The organism is Xanthomonas euroxanthea, from assembly GCF_900476395.1.
In the GTDB taxonomy this organism is placed as follows: Bacteria; Pseudomonadota; Gammaproteobacteria; order Xanthomonadales; family Xanthomonadaceae; genus Xanthomonas; species Xanthomonas euroxanthea.
Map to the genome: position 1 here is coordinate 1,073,608 of NZ_UIHB01000001.1, position 24,612 is coordinate 1,098,219.

The following is a 24,612-nucleotide window of genomic DNA, read 5'->3' on the forward strand; positions in this document are numbered from 1 at the left end:
TGTCTTCCGAATGCAGATGGGGAGTGACTGGCGTGAGTGCGACGGCTACGGCTGAAGGTTGATACGTGCACCCGATCCACCTGGCGAACGTTCACCAGAGAGTGCGGGTGCGCCGCAGGAGGCGATGGACGAGGCGGTGGCTGCCGCATCGCGATACGACGTTGCTTGCTCTGGTACGTGCGCGGTCGGTGGGCTGGAGGGCCTAGCTGAGATAGATGGTCTTGGTCTCGAGGAAGGCATGCAGTCCTTCGATGCCGCCTTCGCGGCCGATCCCGGAGTGCTTGACCCCGCCGAACGGCATGTCGAAGTCCACCCACATGCCATTGATCGCATGACTGCCGCTGCGCACGCTGCGGGCGATGCGGTAGGCGCGATCGGGATCCTCGCTGTAGACCGTGCCGTGCAGGCCGAAGTCGCTGGCATTGACCTTGGCGATCAGGTCGGCCTCGTCGTGATAATCGATAAAGCTCACCACCGGGCCGAAGATCTCCTCGCGGGCGATGGTCATGTCCGGGGTCACCCCGGCAAACACCGTCGGTTCGAGGAAGAAGCCGCGCGGCAGATGCGTGGGGCGGCCGCCACCCATGACCAGGCGCGCACCCTCGGCGCGGCCGTGTGCGATGTAGGACTGCACGCGTTCGAGCTGGCGGCCAAGCGCCAACGGACCCATGCCGGTCTCGGCAGCGAACGGATCGCCGAGCTTGAGCGCGCCGATGGCCGCGCAATACGCCTGCAGGATGTCGTCGCGTCGCTGCGCCGGCACCAGCACGCGGGTGAGGGCGAAGCACACCTGGCCGGTGATCGGCATCGAGTAGGGCACCAGGCTGGGCAGCACCTTGGCGATGTCTGCATCGTCCAGCACGATCGCGGCGGACTTGCCGCCCAGCTCCAGCCCGACCCGCGCCAGACGCTCGGCGCAGGCCATCCCGATCAGCCGCCCGGCCTGGGTGGACCCGGTAAAACTCACCTTGTCCACCTGCGGATGGCGGATCAGGTGTTCGCCGACCTCGCGACCGCCCGGCAGCAGATTGAACACACCATCGGGCACGCCGGCCGCGCTGATGCACTCGGCCAGGATGTAGGCATCGATCGGCGTTTCTGGCGAGGGCTTGGCCACCACCGTGCAACCGGCCGCCAGGGCGGCAGCGACCTTGTAGCAGAGCAGCACCAGCGGGGCGTTCCAGGGGGTGATCGTGGCGACCACGCCCACCGGCTCCTGCACGATGTGCACGCGGCCGCCGTTGGCGCGTGCACGGGGCTCCACGAACGGATGGGTCGCGATCAGGTCGCCGTAATAGTCGAACAGGCCGGGCGCCTGCTGCGAGGCGCGGCGACTGAAGCCGATGGTGGCGCCGACCTGTCCGGTCCAGGCTTCGGCCAGTTCCGGTAGGCGCGCACGCAACTGCGCGGCCACGCGCTTGAGCACGACGCCACGCTCTTGCGGCGATAGCTGCGGCCAGGGGCCGGTGTCGAACGCGGCGCGCGCGGCGGCGATGGCCGCCTCGGTGTCGGCAGGCGCGGGCTCGGTGTAGCGCAGCAGGCGTTGCTCGGTGTGCGGTGCAATCACATCGACGTCGCGATCGCCGCTGCTTGCGCGCCACTGGCCGTCGATGAACAGGCTCAATGGCCCACGCGCAGCGATCCCGCGCAGGGTTGCGGACAAGGCTTCCATACTCCCTCCTCGGTGCAGAAAACCACTGGCAGCGCCAGCGATGCGTGGGGTGCACGCATCGCTTCAGGCGCCCTGGGAACTGCTCAGGCGCTGTTTTTGGTCAGGTCGTATTCGCCCAGGCCGGGCTTGTAGCTCTTCTCGTCGATGAACTGACGGATGCCTTCCTTGCGGGCGTTGTTGTCGAACGAATTGGCCGCTTCCTGCATGCGCACCAGATAATCTTCGGCTTCGTCGTAGGTCATGGTGCCGACGCGACGCACGGCATCCTTTGCATACTTCAGGGCGACAGGGTTCTTCTTGAGCAGCAACTGGGCCACTTCGCGGGTCCGTGCTTCCAGCCGTTCCAGCGGCACGCTTTCGTTGACCAGGCGCCATTCGGCGGCCTTCTTGCCGTCGACCATTTCGCCGGTCAGCGTCATCCACATCGCATCGCGCATGGACAGCAGCTCCACCGCGACCTTGGTGACGCCGCCGCCGGGCAGGATGCCCCAGTTGATTTCCGACAGGCCGAACTGCGCCTCGTCGGCGGCGATCGCCAGGTCGCAGGCGAACAAGGGCCCGAAGCCGCCGCCGAAACACCAGCCATTGACCATTGCGATGGTGGGTTTCTGATACCAGCGCAGGCGGCGGAACCATCCGTAGGACTCGCGCTGCGAGCGACGCACGCCACGCAGGCCCTGTGCCTCGGTCTCGCGGAAGTATTCCTTCAGATCCATGCCGGCCGACCAGGCCGTGCCTTCGCCGCCGAGCACCAGCACGCCGACGTTGTCGTCGAATTCCAGCTCGTCCAGCACGTCCATCATGCGGCGGTTGAGCGCCGGGCTCATCGCGTTGCGTTTGTCGGGGCGTGCGAACTTCACCCAGGCAATGCGGTTTTCGATGCGGACCGATACCACGTCATGCTCGTTCAAGCGGCGTCTCCTTCGAGTCGGTACAAGGTGGGAATCACAGGTCTTCGGCGAGCGCGGTGTCCGCCACGTTTGCCCGTTCCAGCGTGGCGCTGGCGTTCAACTTGCAGAGCAGGCGCAGCAGGGTCTGCTGCTCGCTGGCTTGCAGGCCGGTGCAGGTACGCGCAACCGCCCGTGCCAGGCAGCCCTGGGCAGTGGCGAGCGTGCGCTCGCCAAGCGAGGTGAGATACAGGCCCTTGCTGCGTCGGTCGCGGCCGGCCAGGCGTTCGATCAGGCCCTGCTCGGCCAGCGCGTTGGCGATCTTCATGCCGGCGGCGCGATTGACCAGCAGGCGGTTGCCCAGTTCGGTCTGGTCGCAGCCGGGCTGGTCGCGGATATGGATCAAGGCGGTGACGCGCGCCGGGGTCAGATGCAGTTCGGCCAGTTCCTGGCGCGCGGCGTGGCTGGAGGCCAGGGTCGCCAGTTGCAATTGATAGCCAAGGTCTGCGGCAAGGGCCAGGCGAGCAGTCATCGATCCGTCCAAATTGTATCCGTTAAATACAATCTAGCCGACCGAAGCGGGCACTGCAAGAGGTTGTCGCGGTCACAAACGAAGCAGCGTGCGCGCCTGCGTAGCGCAGCCGCGCACACTGCTGACCAATACCTTACTGAATCAGCCAGCCGGCCAGCTGCTCGCGGCTCAGGTGGCCGCTGTGACGCGTGTCGAGCGCGTCGAATTCCTCTGCCAGTGCCGGGTTGGCCTGGGCCTCGGCGCGACTGATGCGGCCGTCGCCATCGGTATCCAGCGCCTGGAAGTCGATGCGGTAGCTGCCGACCACGCTATTGGGCTGGATCGAGCGCACGATCACGCTGGCCTCGCCGCGTGGACGCTCCAGCTGGGCCTGATGGGTGACCTCGCCGCTGGACAGCGGCTGGGTGCGAATCACATTGGGAACCTCGATCAGCGGCACGCTGCTGGCCGGCGTCGGCGTCTGTTGCGCGAGCGCGTGGCCGCCGAACAGCAGCAGTACGGAAAACGAGGCAATACGAACGGTGGTCATCAGATCCCCCTGATGTGGAACAGCCCGCAAGCATAGAGGCTGGCGGGCGTGTTGAGGTGCGTGCACGCTGCGCCCGGCGTACGGCGACAGCGTCTGCGTGTGCCAGGCGACCGTCGGTGCGGCACGAAATGCGGCATCGGCCAACCGGGACCGGAGCCGGAACTCACTGCCGCACCGCAGCTTCGGACAGTGCACCCGGCTCCGCCGCTCAGCCCGGGATGAACGGAAACACGATCTTCAACAAGCCCTTCAGGCCACCCTCGGCAGTGCTGGCCACCGCCTTGGCGCCGAGGCTGTTGAGCGCGCGCCGGACATCTTCCCAACGCAGTTGCGCGATGTCCTTCTTCAGCAGATCCGCCACTTCCTCTGCCGTGGGCGTGAGCTTTTGCAGTTCGCGCACGGTGGCCTGCGGATCCGGCTGCAGATAGCCCCAGCGCTCGGCGACTTTCAGCAGCGTGTCGAAGCGCACCGCGACCACTTCGCGATTGCGCTCGTACACCGGCAAGGCACCGACATCCAGGATGGCCTGCTCAAATTGCTGCGCGTCATCGGGGTGTTCGATGCGCACCGCCAGAAACCCTTCCTTGCGGCTACGTTCGCTGACGTGCTTGGCACCGGAGCGCAGGTTGTCTTCGGTGAGCACGTTGGCGACGATGCGCTGCATCGCCGCGTCGCCTTCCTCGGGCACCAGCGAGCGCCAACGCGCATAGCCGTCGCGACGCAATGCCTTGACCTTGGCCGAGGTCACCCGCAGCTGCAGCGCGACCATCGCGTTGGAGCTGTTGCGCGAGATGGCGCCATCGCGTTCGAGCAGCACGAAGATCAGCAATTCCAGGTCGCGCTTGGTCAGCGACTGGAATCCCTGCAGCAGGGTCAGGCGCAGGAATTCGTTGCCGAAGGCGGCCGCGTCCTTGAGTTCGATCGGTTGCATGGGGAGTCCTCCACGGGTGACCTGCAGGATGCCAGCGCGCTGTTGCGCGACCTGAGAACCGTTGCGACGCGCGCAGCAGTTTCAGTGTCCGGTTTCGCGCCCCGGGCGATCGGACCTGAACGTTTCAACTGCGCCACGATCCTGCAGGGTGACGAACACTTGTTTGCCATCGCTGCCGCCGAACGCCACGTTGCTGGCCTTGCGGCCCTTCAACGCGACCGTGCGCAGCAACGTGCCCTGCGGCGAGACCACCGCGATCTGCCCGGCATCGTAGCGGGCGATGTAGAGATTGCCGTCGGCATCGCAACGCATGCCATCCATGCCGAAGTCCGGGAAGCTGATCAGCAGGCGTTTGTTGCGCAGGCCGCCATCGACGCGGTCGTACACCCAGACCTTGCGCGACATGCTTTCGTTGACGTAGAGATGCTTGCCGTCGGGGCTGACGTCCAGCCCGTTGGGCGTGGTCATGCCCGACTCCATCAACTGGACCACGCCCTCGCGGCTGATGTGCCACAGGCGGCCGCTGTTGTCCTTCCAGTTCGGGTCGCTTGCATAGAAGCTGCCATCGGGCGCAAGCGCCAGGTCATTGGGACCATCGGCGTCGGGCAGCGAGGCGAAGGTGCTGACCGCACGCGTGCGCAGGTTCACCTGCAGGATCTTGTGGCCGGTGAAATCGGCCACGTACATCGTCCCGTCGCGGAAGCGGATGCCATTGCCGGTGCTGCCGTCGGGCAAGGTCACGAAGACCTCTGCCTTCGCGCTGCCATCGACGTGCAGTGCAATGCGCGCGATGGTGCCGTCCTTGCCCAGATTCACTGCATACAGCGCGCCATCCGGCCCTGCCGCAGGGCCTTCGGCATTGTGGGTGAAGGCGCCATCGCCGATCAGGTCGCGCGCAACGAAGGGCGCATCGTCAGCGATTGCCAGCGAGCTGGACAACAGCAACGCCAGGGGCAGGAAACGACGGCGGGCGACAGCGGTCATGCGGCATGCTCCAGATGGGATCGTTGCCAGTGTGCCAGAACGCGCGCAGCGGCCATGGCGGTGATCACGCACGATCAAGTAAGGTGCCCGGGCAGTATTGGCCGACCAGCGACCAACAGCACCACTGCGCCCATCTGCGGGCAGTGCGATTGGGACGTGGTGCGGCATGTATCCACTGACACTCCGGTGCGCGTGCGTCGTCATCGACTGATGACCGCACGCGATGGTGTCAGCCGCTCTCAATCTTGCGAAGGAGGTTTGCATGTCCGTGGAATCGATCACACGTCGCCGTCTGCTTGCCGCGTTCGGCGGTGCAGGCATCCTGCTGGCTGCGCCCGGCTGGGCATTGCCGAAGAAAAAGCCGGGCAAACCGCTGAATGTGGCGCTGGCCGGCCTGGGCAGTTATGCCAGCGAGCAACTCGCGCCGGGCCTGGCGTTGACCAAGCATTGCAAGCTGGCGGGCATCGTCACCGGCACGCCCTCGAAGATTCCGCAGTGGCAGGCCAAGTACGGCATCGCCGATCGCAACGTCTACAGCTACGAAAACTTCGACCGGATCGCCGACAACGACGACATCGACGTGGTGTACATCGTCACGCCCACCCACCTGCATGCGCCGCTGACCCTGCGCGCGGCGGCGGCCGGCAAGCATGTCTGGTGCGAAAAGCCGATGGCCATGCATGCCGGCGAATGCGAGGCCATGATCGCGGCATGCAGGCGCAACAAGGTGGCGCTGGCGATCGGTTACCGCATGCAGCACGAACCCAATACGCGCCGCCTGATCGCGATGGCCAGCGAGAAGCCGTTCGGCGCGATGCAACGCGTGCGTGCCGAGGCCGGGTACAACGGCTACCACGATGCGACCAAGGCCGATCGTCCGTGGCGCTTGCGTTCCCAGTTCGGCGGCGGGGCGATGTACGACATGGGCGTGTATCCGCTCAATGCCGCGCGCTACACGGCGGGCAGCGAACCGTTGGCCGTGACCGCCAAGCGCTGGACCGATCGCCCGGAGCTGTTCGATGAAGTCGACGAGCATATGGACTTCACGCTGGAATTTCCGAATGCGGTGCGTGCCGAGTGCAAAACCAGCTTCGGCAAGAACATGAATGTGCTGCGCGCCGAGTGCGAGCGCGGCTGGTATGAGTTGTCGCCGTTCCAGAGCTACCAGGGCGTGACCGGCAAGGCCAGCGACGGGCGCGTGTTCGACGCCAAGGTGCCGCACCAGCAGGCACTGCAGATGGACGAGGACGCGCTGGCGATCATCAACGGCACGCCGCTGCGCGCACCCGGCGAAGAAGGCCTGCGCGACATCCGCATCGTCGATGCGATCTACCGCTCGGCCCGCGAGGGCAGCAAGCGGATCGTGCTGTAATCGCGGCCCGCTCCGTCGAGCGACGGAGCGGGCAGGGCCTGATCTGAGACAGCAGACTGGCTCAAGCCAGCTTGCCGCCATCCAGGGCTAAAAAGGCCTTCGCGTACGAGGAGGCCTTTTCAATCCGACGCTGGAGCACATGCCATGCCATCGTGCGGGACCAGCGCCTGCTGCGAGCCGCACGCCTACTCAGGTGCTCTGCATGGGCCCCAGGAGTGGTGTCATGCACATCGGCACGCTGCCACTGGCCAGTACCCACAGCAATTCCGCCGCCAATCACCGCTTTTACGATTCCCGAATCCCGAATCCCGGCTCCTACGATTCCCCAATCCCGATTCCCGATTCCCGGCCCTCAGCCCCGCATCGCCAGCACCGTGATCTCCTCACGATCGTGATACAGCTGCTTGGCACGCACGATCAGCGATTTTTCGGCCTGCTGTTCGAACAGGTCCAGGCATAGCCGGGTTTCGTCCCAGCGCTTTTTCATCGGCAGCTTGAGGTTGAAGATGGTGTTGCGGCACCAGCCTTCGCGGATCCAGGTGGCCATGCGTTCGGCCACGCGGCGCGGTTGCTCGACCATGTCGCAGACCATCCAGTCCAGCGCCTGCGCAGGCTTCCAGTGAAAGCCGTCGGCACGCAGATGTTCGACCAGGCCGATTTCCAGCACATGCTCGCGGAGCGGGCCGTTGTCGACGCTGGTGACATGCAGGTGCTGGCGGGTGAGCACCCAGGTCCAGCCGCCGGGGGCCGCGCCCAGATCGGCGGCGCGCATGCCGGGCTTGACCAGCGTCTCGCGTTCTTCCGGTGTAAGCAGGGTGAGCAGGGCTTCGTCGAGCTTGAGCGCCGAGCGCGATGGCGCCTCCGGCAACAGCTTCAGGCGCGGAATGCCCAACGGCCACGGCGCGCTGTCGGTACTGTCGGCCACCGCCAGCAAGGCATGGTCGCCATCGAGAAAGCAGACATGCAGCCGCGCCAGGCGCGGCTGCGGTTTGTCGGTCAGCAAGCCGGCCTTGCGCAAGGCCGGACGCAAGGCATTGCCGAAACTGCGTGCCAGCCCGGCCAGCGGCTTGCCCGCGTCCGAATCCGGGTGTTCCACCCACAGGTCGCCGAAACGCGGCTGGCCTTCCAGGGCGGCCAGGATCGGCGTGATGCGGTCCTTGGGGTCGATGCCCTTGAGTTCGGCGACCACCACCAGCTTCTGCCGCGCGAAGATCAGCTCGCGCCAGTGCAGCCTGGTGGCCAGTTGCGCGGCCTCATCGCAGACGAACAGCACATAGCCGTCGTTGCGCTGGGTCCGCGCATAGCCGGCGATGCCGACGAAGGCGGCGCGCGCGCTCAACTCGGCGGCCAGCTCCGGCTCGAAGCCCTGGCGGCAGTAGCACAGCAGGCCGCTCATCGCAGGGCCTGGCGTGCGCGATCGCTGCGGGGCAGGTCAATAATGGTCACCGCCGCCCTCGCCATAGGTGCGCAGCACCGCGCAGGCCTGGTCGCGATGCACGTCGCGCACCACCTCGATGCCGCGACGGGTGAGCTCGCCCACCCAATCGGCCGGCAAGGGGCCTTCGTCGAATTCGGTCAGCGCCATCACGTCTTCGGCGCGTGCGCCGATCAGCAGGCGGTCGATGCCGGCCCACACCGTGGCGCCGTAGCACTGGCAGCACGGCTGCGCCGAGGTGGCCAGCGTCACCGGCGACAGCACATCGTTCAGGCGCGGCGTCTGCAGGCGTTGCTGGGCAAGCATGTAGGCCATGTTTTCGGCGTGCGCCAGCGAGGTGGTCTGCGGCACCACGCGGTTCACCGCCGCGGCGATGATGCGGTGGTCCGGGCCGAACACGACCGCCCCGAACGGGCCGCCGCTGCGCTCGTGCACGTTCATCCGCGACAGGTCGATTGCCAGCGCCACCTTGTCCTCGTCGCTGGGATAGGCGCGGCTGTCGTCGACATGCGCGTGGATCCAGTCGGGCAGCGTGAGGTGGACTTGCGCGTAAAGCATCAGTGGACCATTTCTGTAGAGGGGGGAGCGGGGCGCAGTGTATCGGCCTGGGCGTCCTTTGCGGCACATTGCCCGGCCACGCACTGGCAGGCGCTGATCTCGCGGAAGCCGCACACGCTCATCATGCCGCTGGCCTGGCATTGCGCCTGCACGCCCTTGGGGTCGGTGGCACTGTTGACGTTGACGCAGGCCGGAAATGCGCCGCAGCAGTTGCCGACGTTCTTCACCGTGCAGTCGGCGTCGGTGCGACAGGTGGTGGTGACGGTGATCGGCTTGCCGCTTGCCGGACCGGTTGCCGAGCCGGTCGCTGGAGGCGGCGTGGCCGTATCGGCCGGCGGTGCGGCGCAGCCGACCGACATCAGACAGGCCAGCAACAGCATCGAGCTCAGACACCGGGATAAAAGACGGGACATGCGGCCGCTCCGATCAGGACAGGTGAGCGGCCATGGTAAGCCCCTGCTGCGTGGAGTGCGGCTGGACCTGGGCACCGGCACACCTCCGGGGCGCCGGGGCCTGCGCGCGTTGCGCCCGATGGCGCCGGCTGTGGCTGGCGCGTGGCCGGGACACGCCTGCAGCGTCGGTGCAGTCAGCGCTGTCTGCGCAGTGCCCGGCTGCAGCGGGTGGCAAGGTCCAGTTGCTGCATGCTTTCGTCGCGGCGATCGCTGGGCAGATCGTCCTCAGACCGGCCCGGAAGCAGCGTGCAGAACACCTCGGCCGGGGTCACCGCGGTCGAGGCGGGTGGCTGCGGCGAGCAGGCCGCCAGGCCGATCGACAGCGAAAACACCGCGCTGCGCAGCGTGTTTGCAGGCGGGCGTGAACATGGTTGGGGGAGGCACATGGCGGCGTTCCTGACGGACACAGCCTGCAATCTAGGCCGCTGCGCGCATCAGCCGCCGGCGTCATTTCGCTTCCGCATGCAGTGCTGCGCACCACAGCACGCCGACCAGCAGGCAGGCGATGGCGGCCAGCTCCAGCGGCGTGGGCAGGCGCATTTCCCAGGCAAAGCCGTACAGCAGCGCAAACACCGTTTCGAACACGATCATCTGGCCCACCAGGGTCAGCGGCAGCACGCGGCTGGCCCGGTTCCACAAGGCGTTGCCGATCACCGAGGCCAGGATGCCCAGCAACAGCGAAATGCCCCAGAAACCCGCCCAGTCGATCGGCGCATGTGGTGCGCTGCCGAGCAGGGCGGCCGGCGCCAGCAGGAGTGCCAATGCGCCGGTGACCACGCCAGTCAGCAGCGACCAATCGCCCCCGGACAGGTCCGGCCGCCGTCGTAGCCAGCGCGCATTGCCGATGGAATAGGCCGACCACGACGCCAGCGCACCGAACGCACAAAGCAGGCCGGCGATGCGGGTGGCGCGATCGCTGGCGTGGTGACCGGCATCGTGCTGCAAGGTGTCCAGGGCGACCAGCGCCACGCCGATGACGCACAACACGCATGGCGCAGCCAGGCGTCGCAGCTGCACCGCGCCTGCGGCACGCGTGCCGATCACGGTGACCACCACCGGCAACAGGCCGATGATCAGCGCGGTCGCCGCGCTGCCGGCCCACTGCACCGCGCTGCCGAGCAGCACGTAATAGATCAGGTTGCCCAGCAGGCTCAGACGCACCAGCGCCCACCATTCGGCCCGCCCCAGCCGTGCAGCGGTCTGCCGCGCGCGCGGTGCCAGTACCAGGGCGGCGACCGCGCCATAGGACAGATAACGGGCAACGGCCAGTTGCAACGGCGTAAATGCCGCAAGCAACTGCGGCGCCAGAAACACCAGTCCCCATAACGCGCCTGCACCGATGCCGCAGGCAACACCGACCATCAAGCGCTCACGCATCGTGCTGCTCCTTCATGCCATGCGCCATGCAATGAAGTGCGGCACGCAGTCTCCATTGCGCTTGTTCATTACTTCAAAAGACACCGCGCTGCGGTGGCTTCGCGCTGCTTGCCTGATCTGCGGTGACAGCCATCAGCGGCCGATCGCGCCAGCCACGCCGGCTTGGCTGCCTGACGCCATATCCGCGCCGGACGGCTGGCCCCCGGCGCGGTTCCGACTCACTTGGCCCAGGTGTCGCGCAGGGTCACGCTGCGGTTGAACACCGGCGTGGCAGCGCTGTGGTCGCGGCGATCGGCCACGAAGTAGCCGGTGCGCTCGAACTGGAACGACTGCTCGGGCACCGCCTGCGCCGCACTTGGCTCCACATAGCCGCGCACGCTGCGCTTGGACTCCGGGTTGAGATAGTCGCGGTAGGTCTTGCCTTCGGACTCGTCATCGGGCTTTTCCACCGAGAACAGGCGGTCGTACAGGCGGATTTCCGCTTCCACCGCATGTGCGGCGCTGACCCAATGGATGGTGCCCTTGACCTTGCGGTTGGAACCGACCATGCCCGGACGCGATTCCGGGTCCAGCCAGCCGCGCAGCTCGACGATCTCGCCCGCAGCGTTCTTGATCACTTCGTCCACGCGCGCAATGCCGGCACCGCGCAGGCGAATCTCGCCACCGGGCACCAGACGCTTCCAGCCCTTGGGCGGAACCTCGGCAAAATCCTCGCGCTCGATCCACAGCTCGCGTGCGAACGGCACCTCACGCGTGCCGAAGCTCTCGTCCTTGGGATGGTTGGAAAACTGCAGCGTCTCGGCGTGGCCCTCGGGCAGGTTGGTCAGCACCAGCTTGAGCGGGTCGACCACCGCCATGCGGCGCGCCGCGGCCGCATCCAGATCCTCGCGCAGGCAGCCTTCCAGCACCGAGAAATCGATCAGCGAGTTCTGCTTGCTGATGCCGACCCGGTCCACGAACAGGCGCATCGCCGCCGGCGTATAGCCGCGCCGGCGCAGGCCCTGCAACGTGTACATGCGCGGGTCGTCCCAGCCGTCCACCAGCTGTTCTTCCACCAGCGCGGTGAGCTTGCGCTTGCTCATCACGGTGTAGTTGATGTTCAGGCGCGAGAACTCGATCTGGCGCGGCTTGGCGGCCTCGCGCGGCAGGCCCTTGTCCAGCAGCGGCTGCAGCAGCTCGGGATGGCCGGCCAGGTCCACCTTGTCCACGCACCAGTCGTAGAGCGGGCGGTGGTCTTCGAATTCCAGCGTGCACAGCGAATGGGTGATGCCTTCCACCGCATCGCCCAGCGAATGCGCGAAGTCGTACATCGGGTAGATCGGCCAGGCGTTGCCGGTGTTCTGGTGCTCGACATGCTTGATGCGGTACAGCGCCGGGTCGCGCAGGTTGATGTTGCCGCTGGCCATGTCGATCCTGGCGCGCAGGGTGCGCGCGCCATCGGGGAATTCGCCGGCCCGCATGCGCCGGAACAGGTCCAGGTTTTCCTCGACGCTGCGCTCGCGAAACGGCGAATTGCGGCCGGGCTCGGTCAGCGTGCCGCGGTACTCGCGCACCTGTTCGGCGGACAGGTCGCAGACGAAGGCATGGCCGTCGCGGATCAGTTTTTCCGCAGCCAGGTAGTACACCTCGAAGTAGTCCGAGGCATGGCGCAGCTGCGCCCATTCGAACCCCAGCCAGCGTACGTCGTCCTGGATGGCGACCACGAACTCGGGGTCTTCCTTGGCCGGGTTGGTGTCGTCCAGGCGCAGGTTGCACAGCCCGCCGAATTCGGCCGCCAGGCCGAAATCCAGGCAGATCGCCTTGGCGTGGCCGATGTGCAGATAGCCGTTGGGCTCGGGCGGGAAGCGGGTGCGGATGACCGTGTGCTTGCCGCTGGCCAGATCCTCGCGGACGATCTGGCGGATGAAGTCTTTCTTCTCCGCCGGGGCGGTGGCGTCGGTGGCTAGGGTCTCGGACATGCGCGCATCAGCAATAGGTAAACCGCAAGTTTAGGCGGTGGCACCGGTTTAGGGGTAGGCGGCGGGGGATGTTGCGTGGTGGGCCGGTGCTTTCCGCTGTGGCGTGAAGCGCCAGCAGGCCCGTTGGCCGGTGCCACCAACGCCACCCGGTGGGGCCATGGGCCTGCTCAAGTCCGCTATTGGCTGAAACATGTGGCTGTCGGCGAGACGGTCGCGCCGGTGGGTGAAGGCGGGCCGGGAGCGCCCGATCGGCCACGGCTGGCGGTCGCCGGCCCCGACGCGTACGCTGCGCCGACCTTCTGCAGCGAGCAGCGCATGCCTTTGCCCCGCCTGGTGATCGGCGACAAGACCCTGTCTTCCTGGTCGCTGCGCCCGTGGCTGCTGCTGCGGCACTTCCAGGTACCGTTCGAAGAAGTCCGCCTGCCGCTGGACACGCCCGAGTTCCAGGCGCGCATTGCCGGTTATTCGCCGACGCGCAAGGTGCCGGTGCTGTGGGACGACGCCCCGCATGTCTGGGACTCGCTGGCGATCTGCGAGTACGTCAACGAGCGCTGGCTCGCCGGCCGCGGCTGGCCCGTGGACCTGGCCGTGCGTGCGCAGGCGCGCGCGGCTGCGGCTGAAATGCATTCGGGCTTCGTCGCGTTGCGCACCCAGCTGCCAATGAACCTTGCTCGTCAGCCCGGCCCCGCCCACTGGGACGCGGCCGCCGAGCGCGACATCACCCGCATCCAGGCGCTATGGGCCAGCCTGCGCGCCGAGCACGGCCATGCCGGGCAGTTCCTGTGTGGCGACTTCGGCATTGTCGATGCCATGTTCGCCCCGGTCGCGTTGCGTTTTGCCAGCTACGGCGTACCACTGTTCGAGACTGCCGGGGATTACCTGGCCGCGCTGGATGCGCTGCCGGCACTGCGCGAGTGGACGCAGGGCGCCGAGCGCGAACGCCTGGAGCGCGGCTGACATGCAGATCGCGTACCGCGCCAGCCACATCATCGACGCGCACCTGGCCAAGCACGCGTTGGAAGATGCCGGCATCACCGCCTTCGTGTTCGGCGAATCGCTATTGGGCGGTGCCGGCGAGCTGCCCGCCTTCGGCGTGCTGCAGGTCTGCGTGGCCGACCTGCACCTGAGCCAGGCGCAGGCGGTGCTGGCAGACATCGGCCTGTGCGGCGAGGTCACCCGCGCGCTGTAGCGCAGCACCAGTCGTAGGAGCGCACCGGGGCGCGACGGGGCGTTACCGGGAAAGCCTCGTCGCGCCCGGGTGCGCTCCTACGCTGGTAGGCGCTCGGGATTGATGGCGCGCATCATCCCGGCTGATGCTACCCGTTGGCGGCCCTCGGTCAGTGCGGCGAGGCCACCCGCGCTGTAGCGAAGTACCAGTCGTAGGAGCGCACCGGGGCGCGACGGGCGTTACCGGGAAAGCCTCGTCGCGCCCGGGTGCGCTCCTACGACATGCACCCATCATCCTGGCTGACGCCACCCGGGCGGCGCGGCCTCCGGCGCCGCCAGCGCCCGCAGGCGTTTGAACAGCACGGTGGTTTCGGCCACGTTCCAGACCCGTAGCGCGACCTCGAAGGTGTCCAGCGGCTTGGTCAGAAAGTCCTTGGCACCCAGGCCGAGGGCGCGGTGGCGCGCGCTGCGGCTGGGGTCGGCGGTGAGCACGATCACCGGCAGGAAGTGGCCCGGATCGGACAGCCGCGCCAGTTGTTCCAGCAGCGCGTAGCCGTCGAGCTCGGGCATCTTCAGGTCCAGCAGGATCAGGTCGGGCGCGAATGCCGACACCAGCCCCATCACCCGCAGCGGGTCGGTGGTGGCGATGACCTGCTGGAAGCCTTCGCGCTGCAGCAGGTCTTCGAGCAGCCGCACATTGGCCGGCTCGTCGTCGACGATGAGGATGCGCGAGCCGAGGATTTCGTCGCGTGTCATGCCAGCAGTCCGTCGATCACAGTGAAGAATTCCGCCACGTCGAGCGGCTTGGTCAGATACGCACGCACGCCCTGGTTACCGACGCGCGCCAGGGTGGCGGTGGTGGCATCGGCACTGATCACCACCACCGGCACGCCGGCCGTGGCCGGCTGCGCCTGCAGCTCGTGCAGCAGGTCTTCGCCGCTGCCATCGCTCAGATGCAGGTCCAGCAGGATCAGGTCCGGGACACCGTGCTGCAGCAGTTCGCGCGCCTGCGCCAGGCTGGCCGCCTCCAGCAGCTGCCATTGCGGGCGACGTTCGCTGAGGGTGCGGATCAGGGCCTGGTTGGACGGGTTGTCCTCGATGCTCAGCAGCCGGCACACGCCGCTGCCCGTGTTACTCGGCGGCACGCTGGCGCGCGCCGGCTCGCGGCGCTGCGGTTCGCCCTGCGGCAGCGCGATCCAGAAGCGTGCGCCATCGCGGCTACTGTCCACGCCGATGCGCCCACCCATCGCCTCGATCAGCCGCTTGCTCAGTGCCAGGCCCAACCCGGTGCCTTCCACCGCCGAGCGCTCTGCACCCAGCCGCTCGAACGGCGTGAACAGCCGCTCGATCTGCGCCGGCGTCAGGCCCGCGCCCTGGTCTGCGACCGTGATGCGCACCTGCTCGCCATCCGGTTGCGCGCTCACCTGCACCTGGCCGCCGGTGCGGTTGAACTTGACCGCATTCGACAGCAGGTTGAGCAGCACCTGGCGCAGCCGCTGCGCATCGGCGCGCACCGTCCACGGCCCGTCGATGGCCGCCGGTTGCAGCGCGATGCCGTGCTTGTCCGCGTCCGGCGCGATCAGGCCCAGGGCCTCGTGGACGGCCGCACGCACCGAGATCGGCTCCGGGCTCAGGTCCAGTTGATCGGCCTCGATGCGCGCGATGTCCAGCAGCTCGGTGATCAGCCCCAGCAGGTGCCGGCCGGCGCCGAGGATATGCTGCAGATGACGGCGGTGCCCGGGTTCGGGCAGATCCATTTCCAGCACCTGCGCATAGCCCAGGATCGCATTGAGCGGCGTGCGCAATTCGTGGCTGCTGCGCGACAGGAATTCGGTCTTTGCGCGGTTGGCGGTTTCCGCCTCGCGCCGCGCCAGTTGCGCTTCGGCCGCACGTGCGGCGAGCAGCTCGCTGGCCTGGGCCAGGCGCTGGCCGACCTGGCCCAGCTCATCGCCGGCACGCGGCTGTGGTGCCAGCGGCAGGCCTTCGCCCAGCCGGTCGGCATTGGCGGCCAGCGTGCGCAGGCGCCCGGAGAGCGCCGAGGCAAACCACGCCACCGCAAACACCGCGCCCAGGCCGCCGAGCATTGCCGCACTCAGGGTGATGATCAGGTTGCGCTGGCGCAGCCCTTGCGCCTTGGCGGTACGTACCTGCAATTGCGCGGTTTCGTAATTGCGCAGTTCGCGCAGTTCGGCACGCAGGATGTCGAGCTTGTACTTGCCGTCCCACAGCTGGCGGATCTCTTCCTCGCGGCTCAGATCCGGCGCCAGCAGACGGCGCCAGCCCTGCATCTTTTCCGCAAACAAGGGCTTGATGCGCGCGAACCGCTGCGCCTGCCCCGGGTCGGTGATGCGTTGCGACAGCCGCTCGGCCACCCGTTGCAGGCGCGGCTCGGCATCGCGGTACGGGGTGAGGAATTCATCGCGGCGCACCAGCCGATAGCCGCGCACGCCGGCTGCGGTTTCGGCCAATAGCGCGTGGGCTTCGTACAGATCGCTCAGCACTTCCAGCGTTTGCCGCACATCGTTTTCGGCAGCGATGTTCTGCCGCTCCACGCTGTAGATCGCCATCAACGCAACCGCCAGCAGCAGCAAGGGCAGGGTCACCACCGCCAGGCTCTTGCGGGTGATCGGCCAATCGTTCCAACGCACCGCCACTGCATTCATAGCGCGAGTCCGGCTTGGACCGCGTACACCGCGGCCTGGGTGCGATCTTTTACCTCAAGTTTCTGCAGGATTCGCTCCACATGCACTTTGACCGTGCCGGGAGAAATCCCCAGTTCAGCTGCCAGGGTGGCGTTGGTGAGGCCGCGCGGCAGCAGTGACAACACCTGTTTCTCGCGCTTGCTGAGCGTATCGAGGCGGTCGTCCTGCACCGGCTTGCGCCGACGCGTGGCGAGCGGTTTGGCCGGTTCGGCCACCATCGCCGGCAGCAGCAGTGCGAAGGCCTGCAGCGCCTGGACGTCATCGTTGCCGGGGGCGGGGCGGTTGTCGTTCCAGGCCACGCACAGCATGCCGAGGGTGCTGCCCAGCGCATGGATCGGCATCTTGGCCTCGCGGATTTCGGCCGGGCGCGGCGGCATCAGCCACGCCGCCTCATGGCTGTCGCCGGCCGCGCTGGCTCCGGGCGGCAATGCGCGGCCGCGGCTGGCCAGCACCTGCGCACGCGGCCCGCGCTGTGCCAGCACCGCGCCATGTTCCAGGCCCAGCAACAGCAGCACCCGGCCCAGCACCGCGTCGCAGGCCTGCTCCGGCGTCTGTGCCTGGCGCAGCGCCACCGCCGCCTCCCACAGCGCCTGCCAGCGTGCGCTGTCGGATGCCTCGCGTCGCAGCGTCAGGCGCCAATCGCCAGCGTTGGTAGGGGTTTCCATAGGTTCGCTCTAGGCCGATCAGCATATTTGAGTATATGCCACCCGGCAGAATTGTTGGGGCCGCTTGGTTTCGATACTGCGCTTGCCCGATGAGGCACCCCCATCCACCACACGGAGATTTCCCATGCGTCGCACTCTGTTCTCTCTGGTTCTGGCTCTGGCTGCCACCCCGGCGCTGGCTGGCGGCGTGATGCACTACACCGACAAGGCCACGTTGCCGGCAGGCGGCGAAGAACGCGAAGTCGCGTCCCTGTTCGACACCTGGAACGCGGCGCTGGCCACCGGCAATCCGGACAAGGTGGCCGATCTGTACGCCCCGGACGGCGTGCTGCTGCCGACCGTCTCCAACGAGGTGCGCGCCTCGCGCGCGCAGATCGAAAAGTACTTCGAGATGTTCCTGACCAAGAAGCCGCAGGGCGTGGTGAATTACCGCACCGTGCGCGTGCTCGATGACGACAGCGCAGTGGATGCCGGCGTCTATACCTTCACGCTGACCGACAAGGACGGCAAGCAGAGCAAGGTGCAGGCGCGTTACACCTTCGTGTACGAAAAGCGCGACGGCAAGTGGCTGATCATCAACCACCACAGCTCGGCAATGCCGGAAGTGGACACCGCCACCGCCTCGTTGACCAGGAAGTGATGCCGCATTGGCCGTAGTGGCTTGAAAGCCGCTACGGCCGGCGCCATCCAGCAGGCAATCCTCACGATTGCGGAGTTGCACCATGCTGGGAATCGGCGCTTTCAAACAACGCATGCCACGTCCGGGCGAGGCGTTACCCGGACGCGAGCAGGCACTACCGCTCCACAACACCCACCTGATCAACGGCCATCCGTTGCGCGGGGAGTTCACCGGCCTGGCCCAGGTGCAATTCGGGCTTGGCTGCTTCTGGGGTGCAGAACGCAAGTTCTGGAACCTGCCAGGGGTGTACACCACGGCAGTGGGCTATGCCGGCGGCGAAACACCCAACGCCACCTACGGCGAAGTGTGTTCCGGGCAGACCGGCCACACCGAGGCGGTGTTGGTGGTCTATGACGCAGAGAAGGTGTCGTTCGCGCAACTGCTGCGCACGTTCTGGGAAAGCCACGACCCCACCCAGGGCATGCAGCAGGGCAACGATGTGGGTACGCAGTACCGCTCGGCGATCTATTGCACGACACAGGCACAATACGACGCCGCGCTAGCCAGCCGCGATGCGTACCAGCAGCAGCTGGACGCCGCCGGGTATGGCGCCATCACCACGGAGATCCGTTTCCCGGCGCCCACGTTCTATTACGCCGAAGACGATCACCAGCAGTATCTCGCCAAGCATCCCAACGGCTATTGCGGGCTTGGCGGAACGGGAGTGAGCTGCCCGATCGGGCTGGATGCCTGACGGAAAGGCGGGCCGGATTGAAGCGCTGTCATCCACGTGATCGTGGCGGCGTGCCGATGGCCAACAGTGACCGGCAGCGTTCTCACGATCAGGCAGCGCATGGGAGTGCATGCCAGGCAACTCGAATGGCTACGTCGGAGACGACGTGGCCATCTTTTTTGTGTGGGGCGTACGCAAGACGCGCCGGCGCCGCTGCGGGCGGCCGAGCGGCGAACCGGCCCGGCGGATCATTGCGGTCAATCCCGGCGGCCAATCGGTGCAATGGATCGGTGCGGCGACCCGCTGCATCCAGTCCAGCGCAGCCAATGCGCCTCAGCGCAGCCAATGCGCCGGGTGCGACTGAATCCGCTGGATCAGACGAACTCGCCGGCGAACATGCCGCGCAGCTGGGCCAGCATGTCGGTGCGTTCCGGATGCAGCAGTCGCATGCAGGCAAGCGCGAAGCCGACCGGGCTGGTGCCGGGCGCGGTGATCACGCCGTCGGCGGTCACCACCTTTTCGTGCCGGTATTGCGCAGCACCGGCGTACGGCACCACGTGTTCCTGCAGGAAGGCCAGCGCGTTGCTGGTATGCGCGCGTTCGTCGAGCAGGCCGGCATAGGCCAGGGCGATGGTGGCACCGCAGATCGCGGCGACCGGGCGCTGGTGCTGCACGCGCTCGACCAGCAGGCCGCTCAGTCCGGGGATTTCGCCTGCTTGCCAACGCTCGCTGCCGGGCAGGATCCACAGATCGGCATCCAGCGGCGCCAGATCGGAGAGGGCGAAGTCCGGGGTGATGCGCAGCCCGCCGATCGACTGCACCGGCTGACCATCGATGCTGGCGATGGCGACCTGGTCGCCGAACCATTCGCGCGCCGCCGGCAGGACAATGCCAATTTCCCAGTCGGCCACGCCGTCGACCATCACCACTGCAATGTTTGCCATTGTCCGCTACGCCAGTTGAGGAACCCGGATTCTAGGCAGTGCGGGTCGGGCGGGTGTAAGCGATGTGTGGAGAGCGACGTCGATGTGCTCTTCGATCAGACCAAACAGACGCTTGGCAGCCCGGTGGCGGCCGCGCAGGCGTCAACATGCCCGCACGCTCAGCGATGCCCGGCAAGGCCCCCTTGGCCGGCTGTAGTTCCCGCGCCAGTCTCGCACGCCGAGCTGGGCGAAAATGGCCGCGGTGGAACGGGTGTATTCGCCTTCGAGAAAGCCATCGATCGGCCGGCATCGCCACGCGTGGTGGCGTCAGCATGTCATGCAGCCAGACGATGCAAATCAAAACGCCTGCAGCCAGGAGGCTGCAGGCGTCGTCGGTGCGACCCGTGGCGCTGCAATCAGCCGGCGAGCTTGTCGGTGATGGTCTTGCGCAGTGCCTGCAGATCCTTGGCGAAGGCGTCGATGCCGCTGGCCAGCTTTTCGGTGGCCATCGGGTCGGCCGCCAGATCGGTGGCGAAGCGGTCGCTGTCGATCGGGGTGATCTGCGCGTTGTCGGCCTGCGCAGGCGAGAGCTTGCGCGGCAGCTGGCCGTGTTCGGCATCGAGCTTTTCCAGCAGCTCCGGCGAGATGGTCAGGCGATCGCAACCGGCCAGCGCTTCGATCTGCGCGGTGGAGCGGAACGAGGCGCCCATCACCACGGTGGACGAGCCACGCTGCTTGAACTCGTTGTAGACCGTGCGCACGAACACCACGCCCGGGTCTTCGTCGATGCTGGCCGGGGTCTGGCCCTGGGCGACGTAGTAGTCCAGGATCCGGCCCACGAACGGCGAGATCAGGAACACGCCGGCCTCGGCACAGGCCAGTGCCTGCGAGCGGTTGAAGATCAGGGTCAGATTGCAGTCGATGCCCTCGCGCTGCAGCTGGCGGGCCGCTTCGATGCCTTCCCAGGTGGCCGCGATCTTGATCAGGATCTTGTCCTTGGACACGCCACGCTCGGCATACATCGCGATGAACTTGCGCGCCTTGGCGATGGTCGCCTCGGTGTCGTGCGCCAGGTCGGCATCGACCTCGGTGGAGACACGGCCCGGCACCAGCTCGGCCAGCTTGACGCCGACACCGATGGTGAGGCGGTCGGCCACTTCGTTGACGGTGGCGGTGCGGTCTTCGCCGCCATGTTCGCGGCCCCAGGCCAGTTCGCGCTCGATCAGATCGGCATAGACCGGCAGGTCCAGGGCCTTCTTGACCAGGGTGGGATTGGTGGTGCAGTCGACCGGCTTCAGACGCTTGATGGCGTCGTAGTCGCCGGTGTCGGCAACGACGACGGACAGGTCACGCAGCTGGGCAAGCTTGGAGGGAGATGCAGTCATGCGGGTTCTCTCGAATCGTGGAACGGGTCGTGGATAGGACGCAGCGCGCTACGGTAGCGCGCCTGGCGTGGGAAGTCAGGCGCCGGCCAGCGCATGTTGATCGTGCACGGCGCTCACGCGCAGACGCAGGTCGCGCCCGTCGGGCGTGCGCCAGTCGATGCTCTGGCCGACCGACAGGCCGAGCAGCGCACTGCCGACCGGCGCAAGCACCGAGATGCGGCCGTGCTGCACATCGGCCTCGTGCGGATACACGAGGGTGAGCGTATGCCGTTCGCCATGCAGCTCATCTTCGCAATCGATGCGGGAGTGCATGGTGACGACATCGCCGGGAATCTGGTCGGGCGGCACGACGCGTGCACGGCCCAGTTCGTCACTCAGCGCGGTGGCGGCCGGGTGCTTGTTGAATGCGGGGGAATCGAGCAGGGCCTCAAGCCGGGCGAGGTCATGGCTGGAAACCAGGATGGACGGCGGCAAGCCGCTGTGGTGCTGCGAAGTCATGGCAATCTCCTTGACGACTACCGCTCGCCGACATGGTGAGCGTCACTCACCAGATGAGGGCGCCGTTGCCCGATCGCAATGCATGGCGAGATGGGGCAGCGCATGCCACCGGTTGAGGCCGGCGCGGCACCGCGCGTCGTGGCCCGTGGCCGGGGATCCGGCAAGCGCCGCAATGCGTCAGCACACCGCCGCGCACGTCAGCGCCCAGCGACGGGGGTGAGTCCGTCGCGCGTCAATGACGCCGCAGCTGCCGGCCGTGTCCAGATGCATCGCACCGTCACCAGCGGCCAAACAAAAAACGACGCTTGCGCGTCGCTTCTGTCCACTAGCAAGTGAAAACGCATCACGCCAAGCAACCGCAGCCGTGACACGATCCCCGAATCCCGAATCCCGATTCCCGATTCCTAGGCCGCAACCGCTTTGGGACCCGTCACCGGCTGGTCCAGCGTGAACAGGCTCTCCGGCAACTCCTTGAACAACTGCGCCAGCTGCTCCAGGAACGCGGTCATGGCCGAGCTGCGGCGCCAGGCCATGGCGATGCGGCGGCTGGGTTGCTTGTCCTCGCGGAAGCGGATCAGGCGGATGTTCTCCGAGCGTGCGACCGGTGGCTTGACCGCCAGCAGCGGCAGCAAGGTCACACCGACGTTGGCGGCCACCATCTGGCGCAGCGTCTCCAGGCTGGTGGCCTGGAACTCGGATTTTTCCAGGGCGCCGGCAAGATGGCAGACATCCAGCGCCTGCTCGCGCAGGCAGTGGCCATCTTCCAGCAGCAACAGCCGCTGCTCGGACAGATCGTCCAGCGTCATGCTGTCATGGCGCGACAGCGGATGACCTTCCGGCACGGCCAGCACGAAGGGTTCCTCGAACAGGAATTCGGCATGCAGCTGCTCATCCTGCAATGGCAGCGCAAGCAGCGCCGCGTCCAGGCGGCCTTCGCGCAGCTGGTGCACCAGCTGATCGCTCTTTTCCTCGATCAGCAGCAGTTCCAGGCGCGGGAAGCGCTCGCGGATCCGCGGCACCACATGCGGCAACAGGTACGGCGCCAGGGTGGGAAAGATGCCCAGCCGCACCGTGCCCGCTTCCGGATCCTGGCTGCGCCGCGCGGCTTCCTTCATCTGTTCCACTTCGGCCACGATGCCGCGTGCGCGCATCGCCGCCTCGCGGCCGGCAGGGGTCAGCATCACCTTGCGCGGCGCACGTTCCACCAGCGGCACGCCAAGCTCGTCCTCGAGTTTCTTGATCTGTGTGGACAGCGTCGGTTGACTGACGAAGCACGCCGTCGCTGCACGGCCAAAATGCTTGTGGTCGGCCAGGGCGACCAGATATTTCAGGTCACGCAGATTCATGTGCAGCAGCCCTCATTGCGGTGACGGGGGACGCCTGGAGCGTAGCGCCCGGCCGGGCCGGGCGCTGGCTCGAGTGCGCTTACGCAGCCTGGGCGACGTTGTCGGCGCTGACCGGTGCGCTGGAGCGGATCAGGTGATCGAACGCGCTCAACGCAGCCTTGGAACCTTCGCCCATCGCGATCACGATCTGCTTGTACGGCACCGTGGTGGCGTCGCCGGCCGCGAACACGCCCGGAACATTGGTCTGGCCGCGATCGTCGACGATGATCTCGCCGCGTGGCGACAACGCAACCGAACCCTTGAGGAATTCGGTGTTGGGCAGCAGGCCGATCTGCACGAACACGCCTTCCAGATCGACGTGCTGGATGTCGCCGCCGGTGCGGTCCTTGTAGACCAGGCCGGTGACCTTCTGTCCATCGCCCAGCACTTCGGTGGTCTGCGCACTGGTGATGATGCGCACGTTGTGCAGGCTGCGCAGCTTGCGTTGCAGCACTTCGTCGGCGCGCAGCTTGTCGTCGAACTCCACCAGCGTGACATGCGCCACGATGCCGGCCAGATCGATCGCGGCCTCGACACCGGAATTGCCGCCGCCGATCACCGCCACGCGCTTGCCCTTGAACAGCGGGCCATCGCAATGCGGGCAATAGGCCACGCCCTTGTTCTTGTACTGGTCTTCGCCCGGTACGTTCATCTGCCTCCAGCGCGCGCCGGTGGACAGGATCACGGTCTTGCTCCTCAGCGAGGCGCCATTGGCCAGCTTGATCTCGATCAGGCCATCGGCACCGGCCGGGATCAGCTGCTCGGCGCGCTGCAGGTTCATGATGTCCACGTCGTACTGGCGCACATGCTGCTCGAGCGCGGCAGCCATCTTCGGGCCTTCGGTTTCCGGCACCGAGATGAAGTTTTCGATCGACATGGTGTCCAGCACCTGGCCACCGAAACGCTCGGCGGCCACGCCGGTGCGGATGCCCTTGCGTGCGGCGTACACGGCCGCTGCCGAGCCGGCCGGGCCACCGCCGACCACCAATACGTCGAACGCGTCCTTCGCAGCGATTTTTGCGGCATCGCGCTTGGCCGCATTGGTATCGAGCTTGGCGACGATCTGCTCCAGGGTCATGCGGCCCTGGTCGAACAGCTCGCCGTTCAAGTACACGGTGGGCACCGACATGATCTGGCGGGTTTCCACCTCGTCCTGGAACCACGCGCCATCGATGGCCACGTGCTTGATGCGCGGGTTGAGCACGGCGGCAAGGTTCAGCGCCTGCACCACGTCCGGGCAGTTCTGGCACGACAGCGAGAAATAGGTCTCGAACTGGTAGTCGCCATCCAGATGCTGCACCTGCTCGATCACCTCGGCGGCAGCCTTGGACGGGTGCCCGCCCACCTGCAGCAGCGCCAGCACCAGCGAGGTGAACTCGTGGCCCATCGGCAGGCCGGCAAAGCGAAGCGAGATGTCCTGGCCGGGCGTGGTCAGCGCGAACGAGGGCTTGCGCTGGTTGTCGTCGCGGTGGATGTCCAGGCTGATCTTGTCCGACAGCAGCACCAGGTCTTCGAGCAGGTCGAGCATTTCGCGCGAGCCGGCGCTGTCGTCGATCGAGGCATTGATCTGGATCGGCCGCGTGACCCGTTCCAGGTAGGCGGTCAGCTGGGTCTTGAGGTTGGCATCCAACATGGAGAACTCCTGGGAATGGGCAAGGGGAGGGCGTGGCGTCGCTGCGGTGGGGCAGGTCGCCGGGGAGGAGGGGATGAACCGCAGCCGGCGCGATGTCGGGAATGCGTGCTGGCGATGGCTGGCGGGCAGCCCGGCACCGGCTCCGGTTCACCCCCGGCCCAGTGCTGGGCCGGAGATGTCCTTGCGGCCTGAGGACAGGCCGCAAGGGATGGTCG

Annotated in this window: 25 protein-coding genes; 5 read left to right on the top strand and 20 right to left on the bottom strand. The window is 66.9% G+C overall.

The window, feature by feature from the left end; genetic code table 11:
- Positions 1-202: 202 nt before the first annotated feature.
- The 6 genes from CPBF1521_RS04620 to CPBF1521_RS04645 all read right to left on the bottom strand — a co-directional run bounded on the left by CPBF1521_RS04620 (position 203) and on the right by CPBF1521_RS04645 (position 5,535).
- Positions 203-1,672 (bottom strand): aldehyde dehydrogenase, encoded by a 1,470-nt coding sequence (locus CPBF1521_RS04620; protein WP_115676186.1) that lies wholly within the window; start codon positions 1,670-1,672, stop codon positions 203-205.
- An 83-nt stretch (positions 1,673-1,755) separates the two neighbouring features.
- The gene (locus CPBF1521_RS04625) at positions 1,756-2,583 is read right to left on the bottom strand and encodes a p-hydroxycinnamoyl CoA hydratase/lyase (protein WP_016900748.1); all 828 of its coding nucleotides are present in this window, start codon (positions 2,581-2,583) and stop codon (positions 1,756-1,758) included.
- Positions 2,584-2,617: 34 nt separating this feature from the next.
- Positions 2,618-3,091, bottom strand: coding sequence for a MarR family winged helix-turn-helix transcriptional regulator (locus tag CPBF1521_RS04630; protein WP_104585082.1), 474 nt, complete (start codon positions 3,089-3,091; stop codon positions 2,618-2,620).
- A gap of 133 nt (positions 3,092-3,224) precedes the next feature.
- Positions 3,225-3,620 (bottom strand): EF-hand domain-containing protein, encoded by a 396-nt coding sequence (locus CPBF1521_RS04635; RefSeq protein ID WP_104649463.1) that lies wholly within the window; start codon positions 3,618-3,620, stop codon positions 3,225-3,227.
- A gap of 208 nt (positions 3,621-3,828) precedes the next feature.
- Positions 3,829-4,551 carry a hypothetical protein gene (locus tag CPBF1521_RS04640; protein WP_104560559.1) on the bottom strand — a complete coding sequence of 241 codons (723 nt, stop codon included), beginning with the start codon at positions 4,549-4,551 and terminating at the stop codon, positions 3,829-3,831.
- 81 nt (positions 4,552-4,632) lie between these two features.
- Complete coding sequence (locus tag CPBF1521_RS04645) at positions 4,633-5,535, bottom strand: SMP-30/gluconolactonase/LRE family protein (RefSeq protein WP_115676188.1); 903 nt, start codon at positions 5,533-5,535, stop codon at positions 4,633-4,635.
- Positions 5,536-5,797: 262 nt separating this feature from the next.
- On the opposite strand from CPBF1521_RS04645, the gene CPBF1521_RS04650 reads away from it, so the two are divergent.
- Positions 5,798-6,907, top strand: a complete 1,110-nt coding sequence (locus CPBF1521_RS04650) for a Gfo/Idh/MocA family protein (RefSeq protein ID WP_115676190.1) — start codon at positions 5,798-5,800, stop codon at positions 6,905-6,907.
- Positions 6,908-7,259: 352 nt separating this feature from the next.
- Here the strand turns inward: CPBF1521_RS04650 and rlmM are convergent, their stop codons facing one another.
- From rlmM to CPBF1521_RS04680, 6 genes are all read right to left on the bottom strand, one after another.
- Positions 7,260-8,303: a 23S rRNA (cytidine(2498)-2'-O)-methyltransferase RlmM gene (gene rlmM, locus CPBF1521_RS04655; RefSeq protein WP_115676192.1), complete on the bottom strand. Its 1,044-nt coding sequence runs from the start codon at positions 8,301-8,303 to the stop codon at positions 7,260-7,262.
- Positions 8,304-8,339: 36 nt separating this feature from the next.
- The gene (locus tag CPBF1521_RS04660) at positions 8,340-8,900 is read right to left on the bottom strand and encodes a nucleoside deaminase (RefSeq protein ID WP_104585025.1); all 561 of its coding nucleotides are present in this window, start codon (positions 8,898-8,900) and stop codon (positions 8,340-8,342) included.
- On the bottom strand, positions 8,900-9,313 hold the full coding sequence (locus tag CPBF1521_RS04665; protein ID WP_115676194.1) for a hypothetical protein: 414 nt from the start codon (positions 9,311-9,313) through the stop codon (positions 8,900-8,902). The genes CPBF1521_RS04660 and CPBF1521_RS04665 overlap by 1 nt, the downstream gene beginning before the upstream one ends.
- A gap of 173 nt (positions 9,314-9,486) precedes the next feature.
- Positions 9,487-9,738 (bottom strand): hypothetical protein, encoded by a 252-nt coding sequence (locus tag CPBF1521_RS21450; protein WP_166762325.1) that lies wholly within the window; start codon positions 9,736-9,738, stop codon positions 9,487-9,489.
- Between the two features lie 61 nt (positions 9,739-9,799).
- Positions 9,800-10,729 carry a DMT family transporter gene (locus CPBF1521_RS04675; RefSeq protein WP_104649468.1) on the bottom strand — a complete coding sequence of 310 codons (930 nt, stop codon included), beginning with the start codon at positions 10,727-10,729 and terminating at the stop codon, positions 9,800-9,802.
- Between the two features lie 218 nt (positions 10,730-10,947).
- Positions 10,948-12,687: a glutamine--tRNA ligase/YqeY domain fusion protein gene (locus CPBF1521_RS04680; protein ID WP_115676198.1), complete on the bottom strand. Its 1,740-nt coding sequence runs from the start codon at positions 12,685-12,687 to the stop codon at positions 10,948-10,950.
- Positions 12,688-13,002: 315 nt separating this feature from the next.
- Here CPBF1521_RS04680 and CPBF1521_RS04685 point away from each other — a divergent pair, with 315 nt between their 5' ends.
- A complete protein-coding gene (locus tag CPBF1521_RS04685) occupies positions 13,003-13,644 on the top strand; it encodes a glutathione S-transferase family protein (RefSeq protein ID WP_115676525.1) in 642 nt (213 codons plus the stop codon).
- A 1-nt stretch (position 13,645) separates the two neighbouring features.
- Positions 13,646-13,876, top strand: a complete 231-nt coding sequence (locus CPBF1521_RS04690; RefSeq protein WP_039409981.1) for a putative signal transducing protein — start codon at positions 13,646-13,648, stop codon at positions 13,874-13,876.
- A gap of 269 nt (positions 13,877-14,145) precedes the next feature.
- Here the strand turns inward: CPBF1521_RS04690 and CPBF1521_RS04695 are convergent, their stop codons facing one another.
- From CPBF1521_RS04695 to CPBF1521_RS04705, 3 genes are read right to left on the bottom strand one after another with little or no spacing between them, the layout of a single operon-like run.
- Positions 14,146-14,610 carry a response regulator gene (locus tag CPBF1521_RS04695; RefSeq protein WP_104585035.1) on the bottom strand — a complete coding sequence of 155 codons (465 nt, stop codon included), beginning with the start codon at positions 14,608-14,610 and terminating at the stop codon, positions 14,146-14,148.
- Positions 14,607-16,517, bottom strand: a complete 1,911-nt coding sequence (locus CPBF1521_RS04700; protein ID WP_115676200.1) for an ATP-binding protein — start codon at positions 16,515-16,517, stop codon at positions 14,607-14,609. Before CPBF1521_RS04700 ends, CPBF1521_RS04695 begins: the two co-directional genes overlap by 4 nt.
- Positions 16,514-17,221 (bottom strand): helix-turn-helix transcriptional regulator, encoded by a 708-nt coding sequence (locus tag CPBF1521_RS04705; protein WP_115676201.1) that lies wholly within the window; start codon positions 17,219-17,221, stop codon positions 16,514-16,516. The genes CPBF1521_RS04700 and CPBF1521_RS04705 overlap by 4 nt, the downstream gene beginning before the upstream one ends.
- 124 nt (positions 17,222-17,345) lie before the next feature.
- On the opposite strand from CPBF1521_RS04705, the gene CPBF1521_RS04710 reads away from it, so the two are divergent.
- Positions 17,346-17,861 carry an SgcJ/EcaC family oxidoreductase gene (locus CPBF1521_RS04710; RefSeq protein WP_104649472.1) on the top strand — a complete coding sequence of 172 codons (516 nt, stop codon included), beginning with the start codon at positions 17,346-17,348 and terminating at the stop codon, positions 17,859-17,861.
- Positions 17,862-17,943: 82 nt separating this feature from the next.
- Complete coding sequence (gene msrA / locus CPBF1521_RS04715) at positions 17,944-18,594, top strand: peptide-methionine (S)-S-oxide reductase MsrA (protein WP_104585043.1); 651 nt, start codon at positions 17,944-17,946, stop codon at positions 18,592-18,594.
- A 353-nt stretch (positions 18,595-18,947) separates the two neighbouring features.
- On the opposite strand, the gene CPBF1521_RS04720 is transcribed toward msrA, so the two are convergent.
- From CPBF1521_RS04720 to ahpF, 5 genes are all read right to left on the bottom strand, one after another.
- Positions 18,948-19,517, bottom strand: coding sequence for a type 1 glutamine amidotransferase family protein (locus CPBF1521_RS04720; protein ID WP_104585045.1), 570 nt, complete (start codon positions 19,515-19,517; stop codon positions 18,948-18,950).
- A 395-nt stretch (positions 19,518-19,912) separates the two neighbouring features.
- Entirely contained in the window at positions 19,913-20,881 is a 969-nt protein-coding gene (tal, locus tag CPBF1521_RS04725) for a transaldolase (protein ID WP_104585047.1), read from the bottom strand.
- A 75-nt stretch (positions 20,882-20,956) separates the two neighbouring features.
- A complete protein-coding gene (rnk, locus tag CPBF1521_RS04730; protein ID WP_016900728.1) occupies positions 20,957-21,379 on the bottom strand; it encodes a nucleoside diphosphate kinase regulator in 423 nt (140 codons plus the stop codon).
- 404 nt (positions 21,380-21,783) lie between these two features.
- Positions 21,784-22,725 carry a LysR substrate-binding domain-containing protein gene (locus tag CPBF1521_RS04735; protein ID WP_104649474.1) on the bottom strand — a complete coding sequence of 314 codons (942 nt, stop codon included), beginning with the start codon at positions 22,723-22,725 and terminating at the stop codon, positions 21,784-21,786.
- Positions 22,726-22,804: 79 nt separating this feature from the next.
- Positions 22,805-24,397 (bottom strand): alkyl hydroperoxide reductase subunit F, encoded by a 1,593-nt coding sequence (gene ahpF, locus CPBF1521_RS04740; RefSeq protein ID WP_115676205.1) that lies wholly within the window; start codon positions 24,395-24,397, stop codon positions 22,805-22,807.
- Positions 24,398-24,612 lie beyond the last annotated feature (215 nt).